General features: G+C 68.0%; 17 protein-coding genes. 16 read left to right on the forward strand and 1 reads right to left on the reverse strand.

What is annotated here, in order from left to right; all coding sequences use genetic code 11:
• Nucleotides 1-7 precede the first annotated feature (7 nt).
• From GH664_RS00465 to GH664_RS00475, 3 genes are read left to right on the forward strand one after another with little or no spacing between them, the layout of a single operon-like run.
• Complete coding sequence (locus tag GH664_RS00465) at nucleotides 8-253, forward strand: PP0621 family protein (RefSeq protein ID WP_153166189.1); 246 nt, start codon at nucleotides 8-10, stop codon at nucleotides 251-253.
• The gene (locus tag GH664_RS00470) at nucleotides 246-1805 is read left to right on the forward strand and encodes a nitrogen regulation protein NR(II) (protein WP_153166190.1); all 1560 of its coding nucleotides are present in this window, start codon (nucleotides 246-248) and stop codon (nucleotides 1803-1805) included. The genes GH664_RS00465 and GH664_RS00470 overlap by 8 nt, the downstream gene beginning before the upstream one ends.
• Nucleotides 1802-3169 carry a sigma-54 dependent transcriptional regulator gene (locus GH664_RS00475; RefSeq protein ID WP_153166191.1) on the forward strand — a complete coding sequence of 456 codons (1368 nt, stop codon included), beginning with the start codon at nucleotides 1802-1804 and terminating at the stop codon, nucleotides 3167-3169. The genes GH664_RS00470 and GH664_RS00475 overlap by 4 nt, the downstream gene beginning before the upstream one ends.
• A gap of 18 nt (nucleotides 3170-3187) precedes the next feature.
• Here GH664_RS00475 and GH664_RS00480 read toward each other — a convergent pair whose 3' ends face one another.
• Complete coding sequence (locus tag GH664_RS00480) at nucleotides 3188-4597, reverse strand: MBL fold metallo-hydrolase RNA specificity domain-containing protein (RefSeq protein WP_153166192.1); 1410 nt, start codon at nucleotides 4595-4597, stop codon at nucleotides 3188-3190.
• Nucleotides 4598-4878: 281 nt separating this feature from the next.
• On the opposite strand from GH664_RS00480, the gene GH664_RS00485 reads away from it, so the two are divergent.
• The 13 genes from GH664_RS00485 (at nucleotide 4879) to GH664_RS00545 (ending at nucleotide 19029) form a co-directional block, all read left to right on the forward strand.
• The gene (locus GH664_RS00485; RefSeq protein WP_153166193.1) at nucleotides 4879-5505 is read left to right on the forward strand and encodes an XrtA/PEP-CTERM system exopolysaccharide export protein; all 627 of its coding nucleotides are present in this window, start codon (nucleotides 4879-4881) and stop codon (nucleotides 5503-5505) included.
• A gap of 75 nt (nucleotides 5506-5580) precedes the next feature.
• Nucleotides 5581-7131: an XrtA system polysaccharide chain length determinant gene (locus GH664_RS00490; protein ID WP_153166194.1), complete on the forward strand. Its 1551-nt coding sequence runs from the start codon at nucleotides 5581-5583 to the stop codon at nucleotides 7129-7131.
• A gap of 13 nt (nucleotides 7132-7144) precedes the next feature.
• Nucleotides 7145-8089 (forward strand): XrtA-associated tyrosine autokinase, encoded by a 945-nt coding sequence (locus GH664_RS00495; protein WP_153166195.1) that lies wholly within the window; start codon nucleotides 7145-7147, stop codon nucleotides 8087-8089.
• Nucleotides 8055-9701 (forward strand): TIGR03016 family PEP-CTERM system-associated outer membrane protein, encoded by a 1647-nt coding sequence (locus GH664_RS00500; RefSeq protein WP_194270283.1) that lies wholly within the window; start codon nucleotides 8055-8057, stop codon nucleotides 9699-9701. Before GH664_RS00495 ends, GH664_RS00500 begins: the two co-directional genes overlap by 35 nt.
• Before the next feature lie 12 nt (nucleotides 9702-9713).
• A complete protein-coding gene (locus GH664_RS00505) occupies nucleotides 9714-10817 on the forward strand; it encodes an XrtA/PEP-CTERM system-associated ATPase (protein WP_153166197.1) in 1104 nt (367 codons plus the stop codon).
• On the forward strand, nucleotides 10814-11971 hold the full coding sequence (gene wecB / locus GH664_RS00510) for a non-hydrolyzing UDP-N-acetylglucosamine 2-epimerase (protein ID WP_153166198.1): 1158 nt from the start codon (nucleotides 10814-10816) through the stop codon (nucleotides 11969-11971). The genes GH664_RS00505 and wecB overlap by 4 nt, the downstream gene beginning before the upstream one ends.
• A gap of 1 nt (nucleotide 11972) precedes the next feature.
• Nucleotides 11973-12812, forward strand: coding sequence for an XrtA system polysaccharide deacetylase (locus GH664_RS00515; RefSeq protein WP_153166199.1), 840 nt, complete (start codon nucleotides 11973-11975; stop codon nucleotides 12810-12812).
• A 22-nt stretch (nucleotides 12813-12834) separates the two neighbouring features.
• Nucleotides 12835-13893, forward strand: a complete 1059-nt coding sequence (locus GH664_RS00520) for a FemAB family XrtA/PEP-CTERM system-associated protein (RefSeq protein ID WP_153166200.1) — start codon at nucleotides 12835-12837, stop codon at nucleotides 13891-13893.
• A 4-nt stretch (nucleotides 13894-13897) separates the two neighbouring features.
• A complete protein-coding gene (locus GH664_RS00525; protein WP_153166201.1) occupies nucleotides 13898-15199 on the forward strand; it encodes a TIGR03087 family PEP-CTERM/XrtA system glycosyltransferase in 1302 nt (433 codons plus the stop codon).
• Nucleotides 15196-16335 (forward strand): TIGR03088 family PEP-CTERM/XrtA system glycosyltransferase, encoded by a 1140-nt coding sequence (locus GH664_RS00530; protein WP_153166202.1) that lies wholly within the window; start codon nucleotides 15196-15198, stop codon nucleotides 16333-16335. The genes GH664_RS00525 and GH664_RS00530 overlap by 4 nt, the downstream gene beginning before the upstream one ends.
• A 13-nt stretch (nucleotides 16336-16348) precedes the next feature.
• Nucleotides 16349-16672, forward strand: coding sequence for a nucleotidyltransferase domain-containing protein (locus GH664_RS00535; RefSeq protein WP_153166203.1), 324 nt, complete (start codon nucleotides 16349-16351; stop codon nucleotides 16670-16672).
• Entirely contained in the window at nucleotides 16656-17087 is a 432-nt protein-coding gene (locus tag GH664_RS00540) for a HEPN domain-containing protein (RefSeq protein ID WP_153166204.1), read from the forward strand. Before GH664_RS00535 ends, GH664_RS00540 begins: the two co-directional genes overlap by 17 nt.
• A gap of 4 nt (nucleotides 17088-17091) precedes the next feature.
• A complete protein-coding gene (locus GH664_RS00545; protein ID WP_153166205.1) occupies nucleotides 17092-19029 on the forward strand; it encodes an XrtA/PEP-CTERM system amidotransferase in 1938 nt (645 codons plus the stop codon).
• Nucleotides 19030-19036: the final 7 nt, after the last annotated feature.

Below are 19036 nucleotides of genomic sequence, written 5' to 3' on the forward strand. Positions count from 1 at the left end.
AGCTGTCGTGCGCAATCTGCTGATCTTTCTGTTGGCCTTGTGGGGAATCTGGTGGGTTCGTCGTGTCATGCGGCGAGCCGGCGAAGCGCGCAGGCAGGATGCCGGCCAGGGCAAGCCTGGGCGCAAGGTGGAGCACGTGGTCGAGTGCGCGCATTGCGGCCTGCACGTTCCCGAGGCCGAGGGCGTGCGCGAGGGCGGGCGATTCTTCTGCAGCGAAGCGCACCGCCTCGCCGGCCCCCGCCAGCGTGACTGAGGCCTATACCGCCTGGGCGGGCATCGACCACTCGCGACGCCTGTCGCTGCGCTATTTCAACCTCTTCCGTCTGCTGCTGGCGGGCGTCTTCGTCGTAGGCGGCCGCAGTTTCGGGCTCGGCGGCGAGCACCCGTTCGTCTTCGATGCCGCCTCCTTCGGCTATCTCGCCGCGGTACTGGCGCTGGGGTTCCCCGATGCCGTGCGGCGCCTGGGCCTGGAGCGGGTGATCCTGCTGCAGATCCTGGTCGACGTGGTGGCGCTGTCGGTGATCATGTGGGCCAGCGGCGGCTATCGCAGCGGCATGCCGGTGCTGATGATGGTGGTGCTCGCCGGCACCGGCCTGCTCGCCGAAGGGCGCATGGTGCTGTTCTTCGCTGCGCTGGCGACGCTCGCCGTGCTGATCGAGAACGCCTGGCGCTTCGCCGCAGGCGGCCAGCCGGGCGATTTCCTGCAGGTCGGCATCTTCTGCACCGGCTTCTTCGGCATTGCCGTGGTGTCGCGCCGGCTCGCGCTGCGCGCGCAAGCCAACGCCTCGCTGGCGGCCGAGCGCGGCGAGGCGCTGGCGCGCCAGCAGGCGGTCAACGAGCGCATCATCCGCGACATGCATGACGGCGTGATCGTGGTGGGGGGCGACGGTCGCGCGCTGCAGGTCAATCCGCAGGCGTCGGCCCTGCTGGGCGTGGCGCGGATCGAGGGGCGCCGGCTGGACGAGATCGACCCGGTCTTCGCCGAGGCGCTGGCCCGCGACGACGCGCAGGAGCCGCGCGTGCTAAGGCTCGGGGCGGAAGGGCGGCTGATTCGCTGCCGCACGGTGCGCAGCGCGACAGACGGCGGCACGGGCGAGGCGCTGCTCTACCTGACCGATTTCGAGGATGTGGAGCGGCAGATGCAGCAGCTCAAGCTCGCCGCACTGGGCCGCCTGACCGCCAGCATGGCGCACGAGATCCGCAACCCCCTGTCGGCCGTCACCCAGGCAGCCGAGCTGCTGTGCGAGGAAAAGCGCGCCGACATGCAGGCGCGCCTCGCCCGCATCATCAACGACAACGCCCATCGCATCGAGCGCATGATCCGCGACGTGCTGGCGCTGGGGCGTCGCGAGCATGCCGTGCCTGAGGCGCTGCCGCTTGCCGCCTTCGTCAACGAGGTGATCGATGCGCGCGTGCTCACCAACGACACCGAACGCCGCGTCCATGCGCTGGAGATCGGTGACGACATCACCCTGGGCGTCGATCGCGCGCATCTGCACCAGATCCTCGACAATCTGCTCGCCAACGCCCGCCGCTACTGCAGCGGCCAGCCCGGCTCGGTGCGCCTGCGCGCCGAGACCCTGCCCGGTGGCCGTGTCGCGCTGCACGTCATCGACGACGGCCCCGGGCTCGATGCGGCAACCCGCAGCCATCTCTTCGAACCCTTTTTCACCACGCACGCCAAGGGCACCGGGCTCGGGCTGTACATCGCCCGCGAACTGGCCGAGGCCAACGACGCCACGCTGGAATTGCAGGGCGAAGGCACCGGTGCCGACTTCGTGCTGACCGGACGGAGTCGACCATGAGTGTCATCGAGCGCCGCAACCGCCCAGAAAGCATCGACGTTCTCATCGTCGACGACGAGGAGGACATCCGCGAACTGCTGGAGCTGTCGTTGCTGCGCATGGGGCTGGCCTGCGACACCGCGGGCAGCGTCGCCGAGGCGCGGGAGCGGCTCGCGCAGCGCCGCTATCGCCTGTGCCTGACCGACATGCGCTTGCCCGATGGCGACGGTCTCGAGCTCGTCGAATTCATCCAGAGCCAACTGCCCGGCCTGCCGGTGGCGGTGATCACCGCCTACGGCAGCATCGAGACGGCCATCCGTGCGCTCAAGCTGGGCGCGTTCGACTTCGTCACCAAGCCGGTCGAGCTCAAGGCACTGCGCGAACTGGTGAGCCACGCGTTGAAGCTCGAGCCCAGGATCGCCCCGCTGGTGGCCGGCCGCAGTCTGATCGGGCATTCGCCGGCATTCGAGCAACTGCGCGCGCAGATCGAGAAGCTCGCGCGCAACCAGGCCCCCGTGTTCATCCGCGGCGAATCCGGAACCGGCAAGGAAGTCATTGCCCGCCTCATCCACGGCCTGGGCGCGCGCGCAGCCGGCCCCTTCGTGCCGGTCAACTGCGGCGCCATTTCGCCCGAGCTGATGGAAAGCGAGTTCTTCGGCCACCGCAAGGGCAGCTTCACCGGCGCGACGGCCGACAAGGAGGGCCTGTTCCAGGCTGCGCGCGGCGGTACGCTGTTCCTCGACGAAGTGGGCGAGCTGCCGCTGGGCATGCAGGTCAAGCTGTTGCGTGCGATTCAGGAACGGGCGGTGCGCCCGGTCGGCGCGCATGCCGAGGAACCGGTCGACGTACGCATCCTGTCCGCCTCGCACCAGGACCTGTCGCGCCTGGTGGCCGAAGGCAGGTTTCGCCAGGACCTCTATTTCCGCATCAACGTCATCACCCTGCGCGTGCCGCCGCTGCGCGAGCGCGTCGAGGACATCCCCGAACTGGCCGAGCACATCCTGGCGAAGCTCGCCGATCGTGAGGGGGGTGCGCCGCGCAGCTTGTCGGCCGCGGCGCTGGCGGCGCTGCAGGCGCATGCCTTTCCCGGCAATGTGCGGGAGCTGGAGAACCTGCTCGAGCGTGCCTGTGCGCTGTGCGAGGGCGACGTCATCGACGTGGCCGACATCGACCTGCAGCCCGCGTGCCTCGCCATGCCGCTCGCCGATCCCGCCGCGGCTGCCGAGGGGACGGCCGGCGAGGCTGCCGACGACAGCGACGACGAGCGCCGTCGCATCCTGCGCGCGCTCGACGAGACACGCTGGAACCGCTCGGCCGCCGCGCGCAAGCTCGGCATGACGCTGCGCCAGTTGCGCTACCGGCTGCAGAAGTGGGGGCTGGAGTAAGCGGGCCGGGCTGCGCCGTCAGACGACCACGCTCACCTGCCCGCCGCTCGCGCGCGCCAGGTGCTCGGCGAAGGCCTGGCGCGTGGCGTCCTCGCCATGCACCAGCCGCACTTCCTCGGGCAGGTGGCGCATGCGCAGGATGAAGCGGGTGAGATCGTCGCGGTCGGCGTGCGCCGAATAGCCTGACAGCGTGTGGATCCCGGCGCGGATGTCGAGACGCTCGCCGTCGAGTTCCACATAGCCGCCGCGCGGCCCGTAGGTCTGGATGGCCGCCCCCGGCGTGCCGCGCGCCTGGTAGCCGACGAAGACCACGTTGTGGCGCGCGTCGCCGAGCATCGCCTTGAGATAGTTGGCCACCCGCCCGCCGGCGCACATGCCGCTGGCGGCGATCACGATGGCAGGCTCGCCGCTGCGCGCCAGGCGCCGCACGTTGGCCAGGTGCGCCTCGTGGTCGTTGATCGCCACCAACTGGTCGAAGCCCAGCGGCTTGCGTCCGGCGCGCACGCGGGCAAGCGCCTCGGCGTCCCAGTAGGGCTGGAGTTCGCGGTACAGCTCGGTGAAGCGGCCGGCGAGCGGCGAGTCGAGGTAGATCGGCAATTCTGCCCAGCGCTCCGCCTTGCGCCCGGGCCGGACGCGCTGCCGATGCAGGATGTCCTCGAACTCGTATAACAGCTCCTGCGTGCGGCCGATGCTGAAGGCCGGGATGATCACCGTGCCGCCATCGGCCAGCGCCTGTTCGACCACTTTCTGCAGGCGTGCGCGCCGGCTGCGCCGGTCCTCGTGCACGCGGTCACCGTAGGTCGTCTCCAGCACCACCACGTCCGCATGCCACGGCGGCCGCGGCGCCGGCAGCAGCGGCGCGTGCGGCGCGCCGAGATCGCCGGAGAACAGCACGCGCCGTCCCTGCGGCCACGCCGGGCCGGAGAAATCGCATTCGACATAGGCCGAACCGAGGATGTGGCCGGCGCGCTGCAGCCGGATGCGCAACGTCGTCTGAGAGCTCGAGTACACCGTGCGCCATTCGCGGTAGGGCAGCGGCCGCAGGCGTGCCTCGACCATCTTCAGGTAGCGCTCGACCAGCGCCTTGTTGCGCGTGACGCCCATCTCGAAGGCATCGGCCAGCACCGTCGGCAGCAGTCGGGCGGACGGCTCGCTGCACAGGATCGGCCCCTTGAAGCCGGCCGCCAGCAGCCAGGGCAGCCGGCCGCAGTGGTCGATGTGCACATGCGTCAGCACCAACGCGCCGATCTTGTCGACGGGGAAGGGAATGTCCAGCCGGTCGGCAGCGGCACTGCCGTCGGGGGCGGTTTCCGCACCCTGGAACAGCCCGCAGTCGATCAGCAGGCTGTCGTCGCCTTCGACGAAAAGCTGGTGGCACGAGCCGGTCACGCCGTGGCGCGCACCGTGATGGACAATGGTCGGGTTCATGGGGATCGCATTCTATATGTCATGAATGGCGATCCCTAGCGAGTTCTGCGAACTGCTTGTTGGCGAAGGGCTGTTGAGCCCTTCCTGCCGCTGTGCCAAGGGCATCGTTCCCCTCTTTCGTGGCCTGGAATTCACCACGCGAGCTCCCTTGCTGGCTGGACGAGGTGGGCGTTTCGCGCGTTTGTGTATTTTTTCCTGTAACCAGGGATCACCCTGTCCGTAGCATGTCATCAATTTTCTGGGCGTATCATAGCGCCCGTTTGCAATCTGAGGGTTTGAGCATGAGCAAAGCCTTGTTGAACTGGTGGCAAAAGTTTCGTGGCCTGTTTGCCATCGTGGTGGCGGCTGGCGTGTTGTCCGCATGCGCGACGCCCTACCCGCCCGCGCCTGCGCTGGCTGCGGATCCGGACTGGAACTGGGTGATCGGACCGGGTGACACGGTCAACATCCAGGTCTGGCGCAACCCCGAGCTCTCTTCATCGGCGACGGTGCGGCCGGACGGCAAGATCACCGTGCCGCTGGTCGAGGACCTGCCGGCCATGGGCAAGGACGGCACGACGCTGGCGCGCGACATGGAGAAGGTGCTGGGCAAGTATGTGCGTGACCCCATCGTCACGGTGATGGCCAACGGCGTTGGCCCCTACAGCGAGCAGATCCGCGTGGTGGGCGAGGCGGCCAATCCGCAAGCGCTGGCCTACAAGCAGAAGATGACGCTGCTGGACGTGATGATCGCGGTGGGCGGCATCACCGAGTTTGCCGATGGCAACGGAGCATCCATCCTGCGCACTGCCGAGGGCAACAAGCAATACGGCGTGCGCATCCGCGACCTGATCAAGCGCGGCGATGTGTCGGCCAACGTCGAGATGCGGCCGGGCGACGTGCTGATCATCCCTCAGAGCTGGTTCTGATTTTCCCTCTCGTTTCTTCACCTTCGCGGCGCTGGACGGCAGTCCGGCGCGCGCGGCCCTGAGCGGTACTGATTCATGGAAGAACTCGTAACACAGTTGGTCGGCTACCTGCGCGGCATGTGGCGCTTTCGCTGGTGGGGGCTCGCACTGTCGTGGGTGGTCGGCATTGCCGGCTGCGTCGTCGTTTACCTGATGCCCGACAAGTACGAATCCAGTGCCCGCATCTTCGTCGACACCCAGTCGGTGCTGCGGCCGCTGATGTCCGGCCTTGCCGTGCAGCCCAACATCGACCAGCAGGTCGCCATCCTGAGCCGTACGCTGATCAGTCGCCCCAATGTCGAGAAGCTCATCACCATGGCCGACCTCGACCTCGGCGTGCGCTCGCAGAAGGAGCGCGAAGCGCTCATCGACTCGCTGAGCAACGGCCTGCAGATCCGTCCGGCCGACCGCGGCAGCAACAACCTCTTCCTGCTCGCTTATGCCGACACCCAGCCGGCGCGCGCGCAGCGGGTGGTGCAGTCGCTGGTATCGCTCTTCGTCGAATCCGGCCTTGGCAGCAAGCGCCAGGACAGCGATGCGGCACGGCGCTTCATCGAAGAGCAGATCAAGAGCTACGAGCAGAAGCTGACCGAAGCCGAGAACCGCCTGAAAGAGTTCCGCCTCAAGAACATGGCGCTGCTCGGCAGCAGCACCGGGGACTTTCTCGGCCAGATCGGCAAGCTGCAGGAGCAGCTCGAGCAGGCCAGGCTCGAGCTTCGTGAGGCGGAGAATTCGCGCGACGCGATGAAGCAGCAGCTTCTGGGCGAACCTTCCACCCAGGAGATGGCGCCGCCTGCGGCCGCGATGGCCACGCCGGAAATCGACGCCCGCATCGACGCGCTCAAGCGCAACCTCGACGACATGATGCAGCGCTACACGGACCAGCATCCGGACGTGATCGGCGCGCGGCGCGTCATTACCCAGCTCGAGCAGCAGAAGCGCGAGCAGATCGCGCAGATGCAGCAGGCGGCCGTCGGCGCCCCGATGGGCGTGATGGGAGCGAACCCGGGCTTCCAGCAGCTCAAGCTGGCGCTGGCCGAAGCCGATGCGCGCGTCGCCTCGATGCGCGCACGCGTCAGCGAATACGAGCACCGCATCCAGCAACTGAGCGGCTCGGCGAAGATGGTGCCGGAGCTCGAAGCGGAAATGGCGCAGCTCAACCGCGACTATGCGGTGAACAAGAGCAATTACGACCAGCTCGTGGCGCGGCGCGAGTCGGCCAACATCGGTGTCGAGATGAGCGCGCAGTCCGGCATCGCCGAATTCCGCCTGATCGATCCGCCGACACTGCCGAACAAGCCGTCGGCGCCCAATCGCCTGCTGCTGCTGCCTCTCGTCGGCCTTGCCGCGCTCGCGGCCGGCGCGGCGCTGACCTTCCTCATCAGCCAGTTGCGCCCTGCCTTCAGCGATGGTCGTGGGCTGCGCGAGGCCACCGGCCTGCCGGTCCTGGGGATCGTCTCCATGTTGTCGACCCCGGAGCGCATCCGTGCGCGCCGCCGTGGCCTGCTCGCCTTCTCGGGCGGCCTTGCGTCCTTCGTGGGTGCGATCGTGCTGGCAACGGTCGCGCTCATGGTGATCCAGCGTTGAACGGAATAGAGCAATGAGCCTGATCGAAAAAGCAGCACAACGCCTGGAGAAGCTCAAGCAGGCCGCGGGTGAAGACATCGACACCCTGGAGTCGGTGGCGCCCGTCGCGCCGCGTGCGGCCGAGCCGGAGCCGGCACCCGCCATGCAGTCGTCCGCGGTGCCGCGTTCGGCGCCGATGCACGCCAATCCCATCGTCTCGCGCAGCGTGGCGATCGACCTCGAGCGCCTGCATCACATCGGCATGGTCACGCCCGAGCATTCGCGCAGCCCGCTTGCCGAAGAGTTTCGCGTCATCAAGCGTCCGCTGCTGCACAACGCGACGGCAAGCGGTCCGGCCGCCGTCGTCAATGGCAACCTGATCATGGTGACCAGCGCGCTGCCGGGCGAGGGCAAGTCCTTCACCGCGATCAACCTCGCGGTCAGCATCGCGATGGAGCTCGATCACACCGTGCTGCTCGTCGATGCCGACGTGTCGCGCCCGTCGGTCCTGCGCCACCTCGGCCTGGCTCCCGAGCGCGGGCTGATGGACGTGCTGACCGGCGACGTCGATGACCTCGGCGACGTGCTGCTGCGCACCAACATCGAGAAGCTGTCCATCCTGCCCGCCGGCATGCCGCATCCGCGCGCCACCGAGCTGCTGGCGTCGGACAGCATGAACCAGTTGCTGGAGCAGATCGCCAAGCGCTACCCCGACCGTATCATCGTGTTCGACTCGCCGCCGCTGCTGGTGACGACCGAGGCGCGCGTGCTCGCCACCCACATGGGCCAGATCGTCGTCGTGGTCGAGGCCGAGCGCACCACCCAGGGTTCGGTGCGGCAGGCGCTGGGAACGATCGACGCCTGCCCGGTCAAGCTGATGGTGCTGAACAAGTCGCGCCGCGCGGGTGCCGGCTCCTACTACGGTTATGGATATGGTTACGGATATGGCGCTGAAGCGAGTCCGCCGCAAGCGGCCTGAAGGGGGCCGGCTGCCTGCGCCGTCGCTGCTCGCGCTGGGGATGATGCTGGGCGCTGGCAGCGTCGCCGCGCAGACCACTGTCGTCAGCCCGACGCTGAACGCCAGCCTCACCTGGACGGACAACGCCGGCAGCTCCGGCATCGGCGGTTTTGGCGGCATCGGCGGTGGGGGTTTCGGTGGTGGCCGTCGCGGCGGCGAGGACTTCATCCTCGAGCTGTCGCCGGGCGTCTCGATGTCGCGCGACAGCGGGCGGCTCAGCGGCACGCTGAGCGCGAGCTTCCGCAATCTGATGTACGCGAGCAACAGCGATTCGAACACGTCCTATCTCGCGCTCACGGGCGCAGGCCGGTACGAGGCGGTCAAGGACATGTTCTTCATCGACGCCGACGCGTCGATCAGCCGCAGCAACCTGTCGGTGTTCTCCACGCGCGGGCCGAACGACGGCCTCGACGTCAATTCAAACAACGAAACGCGCGTCTTCTCGCTGTCGCCGCGCTTCAAGTTCCGCATCGGCGACAACACCCAGGGCCAGTTGCTCTACCGCTACCGCTGGACGGACTCAGGCAACACCGGGCTCGCCAACCAGAGTGCGGGGCAGTGGTCGGCGCAGATCTCCAACACCCAGATCACCGGCATCTTCGGCCTCGGGCTGGACTACCAGCGCACCGAGGGCAGCTACGGCAATGCTTCCGGCCTCGGTGGTGGCAGCGGGATCGGATCGGGCTCCCGCTCCGGGCTGAGCGGCGGCAAGTCGCAGGAAGTCGCGCGCGCCACGCTGTATGCGAAGGTCACGCCGGAATTCCGCCTGCGCGGCATCGTCGGCCGCGAATCGAACGACTACGGCGACCGCGGCAGGCAGAGCACCACGGTCACCGGCGGCGGTTTCGACTGGAACCCCACCAACCGCACCACCATTGCCGGCACGGTGGAGCGCCGCATCTTCGGTCGCGGCTACGACTTCAGCTTCCAGCACCGGTTTGCGCGCACGGCCGTTTTCGCGACCTTCTCGCGCGACATCCGGTCTTCTCTGGATCTGATCGCTGGCGGCGGCCTGCTCGATCCGACCTTCCTGGCGCTCTACAACAACCCGTTCTTCGTTCAGTTGATCCCCGACCCCATCGCCCGCCGGGACTGGCTGCTGAGGCAACTGGGCCTGGGCAGTGCCTATGCGCTGACCAATGCCTACTATGTCGCACGCAGCCTCTCGGGCGGCTTTACCTACAGCCTGCCGCGCGGTGTACTGTCGCTGACGCTCAGCCGCTCCGACAACTCGCGCATCGGCTCGGGCGATGGGCTCAGCACCGTCGATGATTTCCGCAACTTCAACGCACTGAAATCCAGGTCTGCGACCCTCTCCTACAGCCACCGCCTGACGCCGGAGACTTCGTTGAACACCTCGCTGACCCGGACCAATTCCAGCGGCTCCGGGCTCAACGCCGCTGACACGCAGCGCACTGCGTTCGTGGTCGGCCTCAGTTCCAGCCTCGGCCCGCATACCACGGGCCTGCTGCAATACCGCCACCAGCGCTCCGACGGTGACAGCTTCGGCGGCAGCAACAACAATGAATTCACCGAGAACGCAGTCACCGCATCGGTCGGCATGCGCTTCTAAGACAGGCAGCAGATGTACGAATCCTTCTTCAAGCTTCGCGGCAAGCCCTTCCAGCTCAACCCGGACCCTGCCTTCTTCTACGGCAGCCGCGGTCACCGGCGGGCGATGGCCTATCTCGAATACGGCCTGCACCAGAGCGAGGGCTTCATCGTCATCACCGGCGAGATCGGCGCCGGCAAGACGACCATCGTCCGCAGCCTGCTCGAACACCTCGACCCCGACAAGGTCGTCGCCGCGAATCTCGTCAGCACCCAGGTGGATTCCAAGGACATCCTGCGCATGGTGGCGGCCGCCTTCGGCCTGCCCAACCGCACGCTGGACAAGGCAGGGCTGCTGCTGGCGCTGGAAACCTTCCTCGTCTCGATCACCGCGGCCGGCAAGCGGGCGCTGCTGATCGTCGACGAGGCGCAGAACCTCGGCGCCGACGCGGTCGAGGAGCTGCGCATGCTGTCGAACTTCCAGCTCGAGGACCACGCGCTGCTGCAGAGCTTCCTCGTCGGCCAGCCGGAATTCCGCGACATGATGCAGGGCGCGGAGATGCAGCAACTGCGCCAGCGGGTCATCGCCTCGTACCACCTGGGCCCGCTCGATGCGGAAGAGACCCGCGCCTATATCGAACACCGGCTGAGCCACGTCGGCTGGGAGGGCGACCCGATCTTCTCGCCCGCGGCCTTCACGACGGTTTACGGCCACTCCGGAGGCATCCCGCGGCGCATCAACACCTTGTGCGACCGGCTGATGCTCGCGGCTTTCCTTGCCGAGCGCCATTCCATCGACGAGGACGATGTGCGCGCCGTCATCGAGGAGCTCAACGAAGAGTTCGCGGCGCGGGGAGGCAAGGTCGAGGCGCGACCCATCCTGCGCGACGCAGTGGGCGGCGCGGGCGCCGGCCCGGGGGTGAGCGAGATCCGTTTCGACCAGCTCGCGCTCGATCGCCTCAAGGTTTCGCCCGAGGTGGCCGAGCAGGTCGCCGGCATGGCGGCAAATTTCGATGTGCAGCGCATCGAGGCGCGCCTGGCCGGGCTGGAACACTCCATGTCCGCGACACTGGGCGTGCTCAACCAGTTGCTGCAGGCCGTGCGTCGCGACGGCCCGGTCGAGGAGGAGTCGCAATGAGCGTGCCCACCGGCGCCGCGGCGCCCATCCTGTGCGTGGTCGGTGCGCGCCCCAACTACATGAAGGTGGCGCCCATCATCCGCGCGCTCGCCGCGCACCAGCCGCCGCTGCGCACGTTGCTGGTACACACCGGCCAGCACTACGACCCGGCGATGAAGGACCGCCTGTTCGCCGATCTCGGCCTGCCCGAGCCCGACGTCAATCTCGCCGTCGGCTCCGGCTCGCATGCGGTGCAGACGGCCGAAGTCATGAAGCGCTTCGAGCCGATCATCGACGAGCACGGCGCGCGTGCGGTGCTCGTCGTCGGTGATGTCAACTCCACGCTCGCCTGCGCACTGGTCGCGGCCAAGCGCCACGTGCCGGTGGTCCACGTCGAATCCGGCCTGCGCAGCGACGACCGCCGCATGCCCGAAGAGATCAATCGCGTGCTCACCGACCAGATCTCCGACCTGCTCTACACCACCGAGCGCAGCGCCCACGACAACCTCGCGCGCGAGGGCATCGCCGCCGAACGCGCGGTCTTCGTCGGCAATGTCATGATCGACAGCCTGCTCGCCAGCCTGCCCAAGGCGGTGCCGCCGGCCGATCTGCTCGCCGGCGCCGGCCTCGACGCGAGCCGCATCGGTGGCGGATATGGCGTGGTGACGCTGCACCGGCCGTCCAACGTCGATCACCCCGACACGCTGGGTCCGATCATCGACGCGCTGCGCCACATCAGTGCGCGCCTGCCGCTGGTGTTCGCGCTGCATCCGCGTACCCGCAACAACCTCGAGCGCTTCGGCCTGCTTGCCAAGCTGGATTCGTCCGGCTTCCTCGTGCTGCCGCCGCAGGGTTACCTGGAAATGCTCGGCCTGATGTCGGGCGCCAGCATGGTGCTGACCGACTCCGGTGGCATCCAGGAGGAAACCACCGCGCTCGGCGTGCCCTGCGTGACCATCCGCGAGAACACAGAGCGGCCGATCACGGTGGAGCAGGGCACCAACACCCTGGTCGGCATCTCGCCGCAGGCCATCATCGATGCGGCCGACGTCATCCTCGCCGGCGGCGGCAAGCGCGGCCGCGTGCCCGAGCTGTGGGACGGCCACACTGCCGAACGCATCGCCGCGCACCTTTCCGCCTGGCTCGAAACGCACGAACGCGCTGCAGGTGCCTGACATGGCAGAGCGCATCACCAACGCCTTCACCTGCGACGTCGAGGATTACTTCCAGGTCTCGGCGCTGGCGCCGCATTTCCCGCGCCACACCTGGGAGAACGTGCCCTGCCGGGTCGAGCGCAACGTTGAGCGCATCCTGCAGATGCTCGACGACCACGGCGCGCGCGGCACCTTCTTCACGCTGGGCTGGATCGCCGAGCGCTTCCCGCAGCTCGTGCGCCGCATCGCTGCGGCCGGGCACGAGGTTGCCAGCCATGGCTATGCCCACGAGCGCGCCAGCGCGCTGACGCCCGAGGCCTTCAAGGCCGACATCGCCCTCGCCAAGGCAGTGCTCGAGGACATCACCGGGCGCCTCATCACCGGCTACCGCGCGCCGAGCTTCTCCATCGGCAAGGCCAACCTGTGGGCGCACGACTGCATCGCCGAGGCGGGCTACCGCTACAGCTCCAGCGTCTATCCGGTCAAGCACGACCACTACGGCATTCCCGACGCACCGCGCTTCCCCTGGCGGCTCGACAACGGCCTGGTGGAAGTCCCGGTCACCACGCTGCGCGTCTTCGGCCGCAACTGGCCTGCGGGCGGCGGCGGCTTCTTCCGCCTGCTGCCGTATGGCGTGTCGCGCTGGCAGATCGCGCGCGTCAATGCGCAGGACCAGCAGCCGGCGATCTTCTACTTCCACCCGTGGGAGATCGACCCCGAGCAGCCGCGCGTGCGCGAAGCCACTGCCCGCACCCGCTTCCGCCACTACGTCAATCTAGAGCGCACCGCATCGCGGCTCGAGCGCCTGCTCGCCGATTTCTCCTGGGGGCGCGCGGACGAAGTCTTCCGCGACGCTGCCTGAACCCACACTGCCACACCCGCCCATGGACAGACTGCCCGTGATCGTGAAGACGCTGACGCCCGGCGCGCCGGAAACCGCCGCGCGCTGGGACGCCTTCGTGCGCGCCTGCCCGCAGGGCACCTTCTTCCACCTGTCGCCCTGGCAGGACATCATCGAAGGCGTCTTCCGCCACCGCGCGCATTTCCTGTATGCGGAGCGCGCCGGCGAGATCGTCGCAGTGCTGCCGCTGGCCGAGGTGAAGAGCCGGCTGTTCGGCCACGCGCTCACCTCGCTGCCATTCTGCGTCTATGGCGGCATCGCCGCCGATGCCGAATGCGAGGCCGATGCCGTCGCCGCGCTCGAGGCCGAAGCCGACCGCATCGCCCGCCAGCGCGGCGTGCAGCACCTGGAATACCGCAACCTTGCACCGCGCCACGCCGACTGGCCGCGGCAGGAGCTCTACGTCACCTTCCGCAAGGCCATCCTGCCCGAGGTCGAGGACAACATGCTCGCCATCCCGCGCAAGCAGCGCGCGATGGTGCGCAAGGGCATCAAGAACGGCCTCGTCGGCCATATCGACGCCAGCGTGGATCGCTTCTTCGCGCTCTACTCGGACAACGTGCTGCGCCACGGCACGCCGGCTTTGCCCAAGAAGTTCTTTCAGCGTCTGAAGAGCGCCTTCGGCGACGCCTGCGAGGTGCTCACTGTCACCGATCCCGCCGGCAAGCCGCTGTCCAGCGTGCTCAGCTTCTACTTCCGCGATGAGGTGCTGCCGTACTACGCCGGCGACGACGTCGCCGCGCGCGATCTGGCGGCCAACGACTTCAAGTACTGGGACCTGATGCGCCGCGCCTGCGAGCGCGGCTGCAAGGTGTTCGACTACGGCCGCAGCAAGGTCGGCACCGGGCCGTGGAGCTTCAAGAAGAACTGGGGCTTCGAGCCCCAGCCGCTGTCCTACGAATACCGCCTGTACAAGCGCGACAGCGTGCCCCAGAACAACCCGATGAATCCGAAGTACCGCGCCTTCATCGCCCTGTGGAAGCGCTTGCCGCTCGGTGTGGCCAACGCCCTCGGCCCGCACATCGTGCGCAACCTGGGGTGAGGAGATGGACAAGGATCGCGCGGCGCGACCGCCGCTGCTCTATCTCGTCCATCGCATCCCGTACCCGCCCAACAAGGGCGACAAGGTGCGCTCGTTCAACATCCTGCGCCAGCTCGCCCGGCGCCACCGGGTGTTCCTCGGCACCTTCGTCGATCACCCCGACGATCAGCGCCATGTCGAGGCACTGTCGCAGTGGTGCGAGGACGTCCATGCGGTACCCATCGACCCGCGCCGCGCGCGGCTCGCCAGCCTGCGCGGGCTGATCAGCGGCGAGGCGCTCAGCCTGCCCTACTACCGCAATGCCGGCCTGGCCGCGTGGGTGCGCCAGACGGTGGCGCAGCACCGCATCCGCGACGCGGTCGCCTTCTCCGGGCCGATGGCGCAATACCTCGATGCGCCTGGCCTGACGCGGCGCATTGTCGATTTCTGCGACGTCGATTCGGCCAAGTGGACGCAGTACGCCGCCGACCGGCGCTGGCCGATGTCCTGGCTGTACCGCCGCGAAGGCGCGCGCCTGCTCGCCTTCGAGCGCCGCGCGGCGGCCGCCACCGAGGCCAGCCTGTTCGTCACCGCGGCCGAAGCCGAGCTCTTCCGCCGCGCTGCGCCGGAGGTGGCCGCCAAGGTGAGCGCGATGCAGAACGGCGTCGATGCCGAATACTTCTCGCCGTCGCACCGCTTCGATTCACCATTCCCGCCCGGCGGCCCGGTGCTGGTGTTCACCGGCGCGATGGACTACTGGCCCAATGTGGATGCGGTGACCTGGTTCGCCGCCGACATCCTGCCCGCCATCCGCGCGCAGGTGCCCGGCGTGCGCTTCTGGATCGTCGGCATGAATCCCGCGCCCGCGGTGCAGGCCCTGGCCAGCGACGTCGAGGGCGCAGTCGTCCGCGTCACCGGCACCGTGCCCGATGTGCGCCCGTACCTCGCCCATGCCGACGTGGTCGTCGCGCCGCTGCGTATTGCGCGCGGCATCCAGAACAAGGTGCTGGAGGCCATGGCCATGGGCCGCCCGGTGGTGCTGTCCGCCGCGCCCGCCGTCGGCCTCGCGGCGGAAGACGGGCGCGACTGCGCCATCGCGGCCGATGCCGCCAGCTTCGCCGACAAGGTCGTCGAACTCCTCGGTCAGCCCGATCGTGGCGGCGACATGGGCCGCTCCGGCCGTGAGGCGGTGCTGCGCGGCTACAGTTGGTCGGCCCATCTCGCGCAGCTCGAGCGCCTGTTCGCCCTGCGCCGCGCCGACGATCCGCCGGCATGCGAGCCGCCAGCCACCGTCATCCATACCCCGGCCAGCGCCGCGCCGCGATGAGCGATCCGCGCCCGCTGGTGATGCACCTCGTCTACAGCTTCGACGTCGGCGGGCTGGAGAACGGCGTCGTCAACCTGATCAACCGCATGCCGCCGGAGCGCTTCCGCCACATGGTCGTCGCGCTCACCCAATGCGCGCCGGCCTTCTGCGCCCGCATCACGCGGCCGGACGTGGAGTTCCTGTCGCTGCACAAGCCGCCGGGGCAGGGCTACAAGCTCTACCCGAAGCTGTTTCGACTGTTCCGCCAGTACCGCCCGGCCATCCTGCACAGCCGCAACCTCGCCGCGCTCGAGGCGGTGGTGCCCGCGTTCGCTGCCGGCGTGCCGGTGCGCATCCATGGCGAACACGGCTGGGAGGAGTCCGACCCGCGCGGGCTGAACCCCAAGTTCCGCTTCCTGCGCCGGCTCTACCGGCCCTTCGTCAGCCACTACGTCGCCTTGTCGGCCGATCTCGAGCGCTACCTCGTCGATCGTGTGGGCATCGCGGCGGCACGCGTCAGCCGCATCTGCAACGGCGTGGACACCGTGCGCTTCCATCCCGCAAACGGCACGCGTCCGCCCATCGCAGGCAGCCCGTTCGCGTCGCCGGATCACGTGCTCATCGGCACCGTCGGCCGCCTGCAGGCAGTCAAGGACCAGCTCACCCTGGTGCGCGCCTTCGCCCGTCTCGCCGCCAGCGGCGCGCCCGGCAGCGATCGGGCGCGGCTGGTGATCGCCGGCGACGGCCCGCTGCGCCCCCAGGTCGAAGCCGAGGTCCGCGCCTCCGGCTGCGCCGACCGCATCTGGCTCGCCGGCGAGCGCAAGGATGTGCCGGAGTTCATGCGGGGCCTGGATGTCTTCGTGCTACCGTCCATCTCCGAAGGCATCTCCAACACCATTCTCGAAGCCATGGCCAGCGGCCTGCCGGTCGTCGCCACGGATGTCGGCGGCAACGGCGAACTGGTCGTCGCCGGCGCAACCGGCACCCTCGTGCCTGCGGCGGACCCCGCTGCAATGGCCGACGCGCTGATGTGCTACGCTGCAGATGCTGCGCTGCGGCAAAGTCACGGCGCGGCGGGGCGGAAGAGAGTGGAGGCGGAGTTCAGCCTCGATGGCATGGTGGAGCGATACACTCGCGTCTACCAGAGTTTCCCGTAGATGGAGCAAGCACATGCTCGCACCTGAAGCAATCATGGATGCCGCACGACGCGCAGCGAGCGCGGCCAGCAGCCCCGCGCGCGTGATCCTGTTTGGCTCCTACGCACGGGGAGACGCTGATGAAGCCTCGGATCTGGACCTGCTGGTGATCGAAGACGAGGTGCCCGACAAGGCGGCGGAGTACGTGCGCTTGCATCGTGCGATCGGACCGTTGGGGGTCGGGGTGGACGTACTCGTCTTCTCGCGCGACGAGTTCGTCCGGCGCAGTCAGGTGCGAGGCACCTTGCCCTACTGGGCGGCAAAGGAAGGAAAGCAGCTGTATGACGCCAGCCTTTGAAGAAGCGATTCGTCTGCTTCGGCTGGCGCAGAGGGACAACGAGACATTCCGATTGCTCAAAGACATTCCGCAGGCCAGCCTCGCTGCGGTGGGTTTTCATGCCCAGCAGTCCATCGAGAATGCATTGAAAGCAGTGTGCGTGCTGCGAGATATCGAGATCCGTCGCACGCATGACCTCGCCGCTTTGGCCGAACTGATCCGGGCAAGTGGTGTGACCCCTGCCGTCGACATCGACACCCTGCGCCTCATCAACCCATTTGCGGTCGAGTTTCGCTACGACGACGAGCTTGTTGCGCCCATCACGCGGGATGAGCTTGATGGTGCCGTCTCGGGGATTCTCGGCTGGGCCGCACAATGTCTCGAGCTCGCCTCAGGCATCGATTCCGTTGCAGACGATCGGGAACAAAGGAGTTAACAGCATGTGCGGAATCGCCGGCCTCTTCGACACCCGCGGCAAGCGCGACTTCGATCGCGAGCTGATGCGCCGCATGAACGACGTGCAGCACCACCGCGGGCCGGACGAAGGCGGCTACCATCTCGAGCCGGGCGTGGCGCTGGCGCACCGGCGGCTGTCGATCATCGACATCGCCACCGGCCAGCAGCCGCTGTTCAACGAGGACGGCTCGGTCGCCGTCGTCTTCAACGGCGAGATCTACAACTTCCAGGAACTGGTTCCCGAGCTGGAAGCGCTGGGCCACGTCTTCCATACCCGCAGCGACACCGAGGTCATCGTCCACGCCTGGGAGGCCTGGGGCGAGGACTGCGTGCAGCGCTTCCGCGGCATGTTCGCGTTCGCCTTGCACGACCGCAACCGCGACACCTTCTTCATGGCGCGCGACCGCCTCGCGGTCAAGCCGATGTTCTACGCGCTGCTCGCGGACGGCACGCTCGCCTTCGGCTCCGAGCTCAAGGTGCTGATGCAGCATCCGGCGCTGGATCGCCGCATCGACCCTCACGCGGTGGAGGAGTACTTCGCGCTCGGCTACGTCGCCGAGCCGCGCACCATCTTCTTCGGCGCGAAGAAGCTCGGCCCCGGCGAGTCGCTGTGCATCCGCCGCGGCCAGCCCATCCCCGAGCCCAGGCAATACTGGGACGTCGACTTCACCCTCGACAACAAGATCAGCTTCGCCGACGCCACCGCCGAACTCACCGAGCGCCTGCGCGAATCCGTGCGCCTGCGCATGATCGCCGAAGTGCCGCTGGGCGCCTTCCTGTCGGGCGGCGTCGACTCCAGCGCGGTGGTCGCGACCATGGCGGGCATCAGCGACGAGCCGGTCAACACCTGCTCCATCGCCTTCGACGACCCCAAGTTCAACGAGTCCGAGTTCGCGCAGATGGTCGCCGACCGCTACCGCACGAACCATTTCGTCGAGACGGTGAAGTCCGACGATTTCGGCCTCATCGACACGCTCGCCGCGCTGTACGACGAACCCTACGCCGACAGCTCCGCCATCCCCACCTACCGCGTGTGCCAGCTCGCGCGCAAGAAGGTCACCGTGGCGCTGTCGGGCGACGGCGGCGACGAGAGCTTCGGCGGCTACCGCCGCTACCGGCTGCACCTGATGGAAGAGAAGATGCGCGCCGCGATGCCGCTGGGCGTGCGCCAGCCGGTGTTCGGCCTGCTCGGCCGGGTGTATCCGAAAGCCGACTGGGCGCCGCGCGTGTTCCGCGCCAAGACCACCTTCCAGGCGCTGGCGCGCGACTCGGTGGAAGCGTATTTCCACTCGGTGTCGCTGCTGCGCGACGACATGCGCCGCAGCCTCTTCACCCCGGGCTTCCGCAAGCAGCTCGGCGGCTACAACGCCATCGACGTGTTCCGCCGCCACGCCGCCAAGGTGCACACCGACGACCCGCTGGCGCTCATCCAGTACCTCGACCTCAAGACCTACCTGGTCGGCGACATCAACACCAAGGTTGACCGTGCCAGCATGGCCCACTCGCTGGAAGTGCGCGAGCCGCTGATGGACCACAAGCTGGTGGAATGGCTGGCCACGCTGCCCTCCGGCCTCAAGATCAAGGGCAACGAAGGCAAGTACCTGTTCAAGAAGGCGATGGAGCCGCTGCTGCCCAACGACGTGCTGTACCGCCCCAAGATGGGCTTCGCCGTGCCGCTCGCGCGCTGGTTCCGCGGTCCGCTCAAGCAGCGCGTGCGTGACGCGGTGCTGGGCGACACCCTGGCCGCCACCGGCATCTTCAACCGCGACTACCTGCAGCACCTGGTCGACGCCCACCAGTCCGGCGCGCGCGACTACAGCGCGCCGCTGTGGACGGTGCTGATGTTCGAGGCGTTCGTGCGGAATCAGCTCAAGTCCGCTGCGACGCCAAACGTGCCGAGCAGTCAAGCTATACTTGTATAGCAATAAC

Source organism: Thauera sp. 2A1 (assembly GCF_009469595.2).
In the GTDB taxonomy this organism is placed as follows: domain Bacteria; phylum Pseudomonadota; class Gammaproteobacteria; order Burkholderiales; family Rhodocyclaceae; genus Thauera.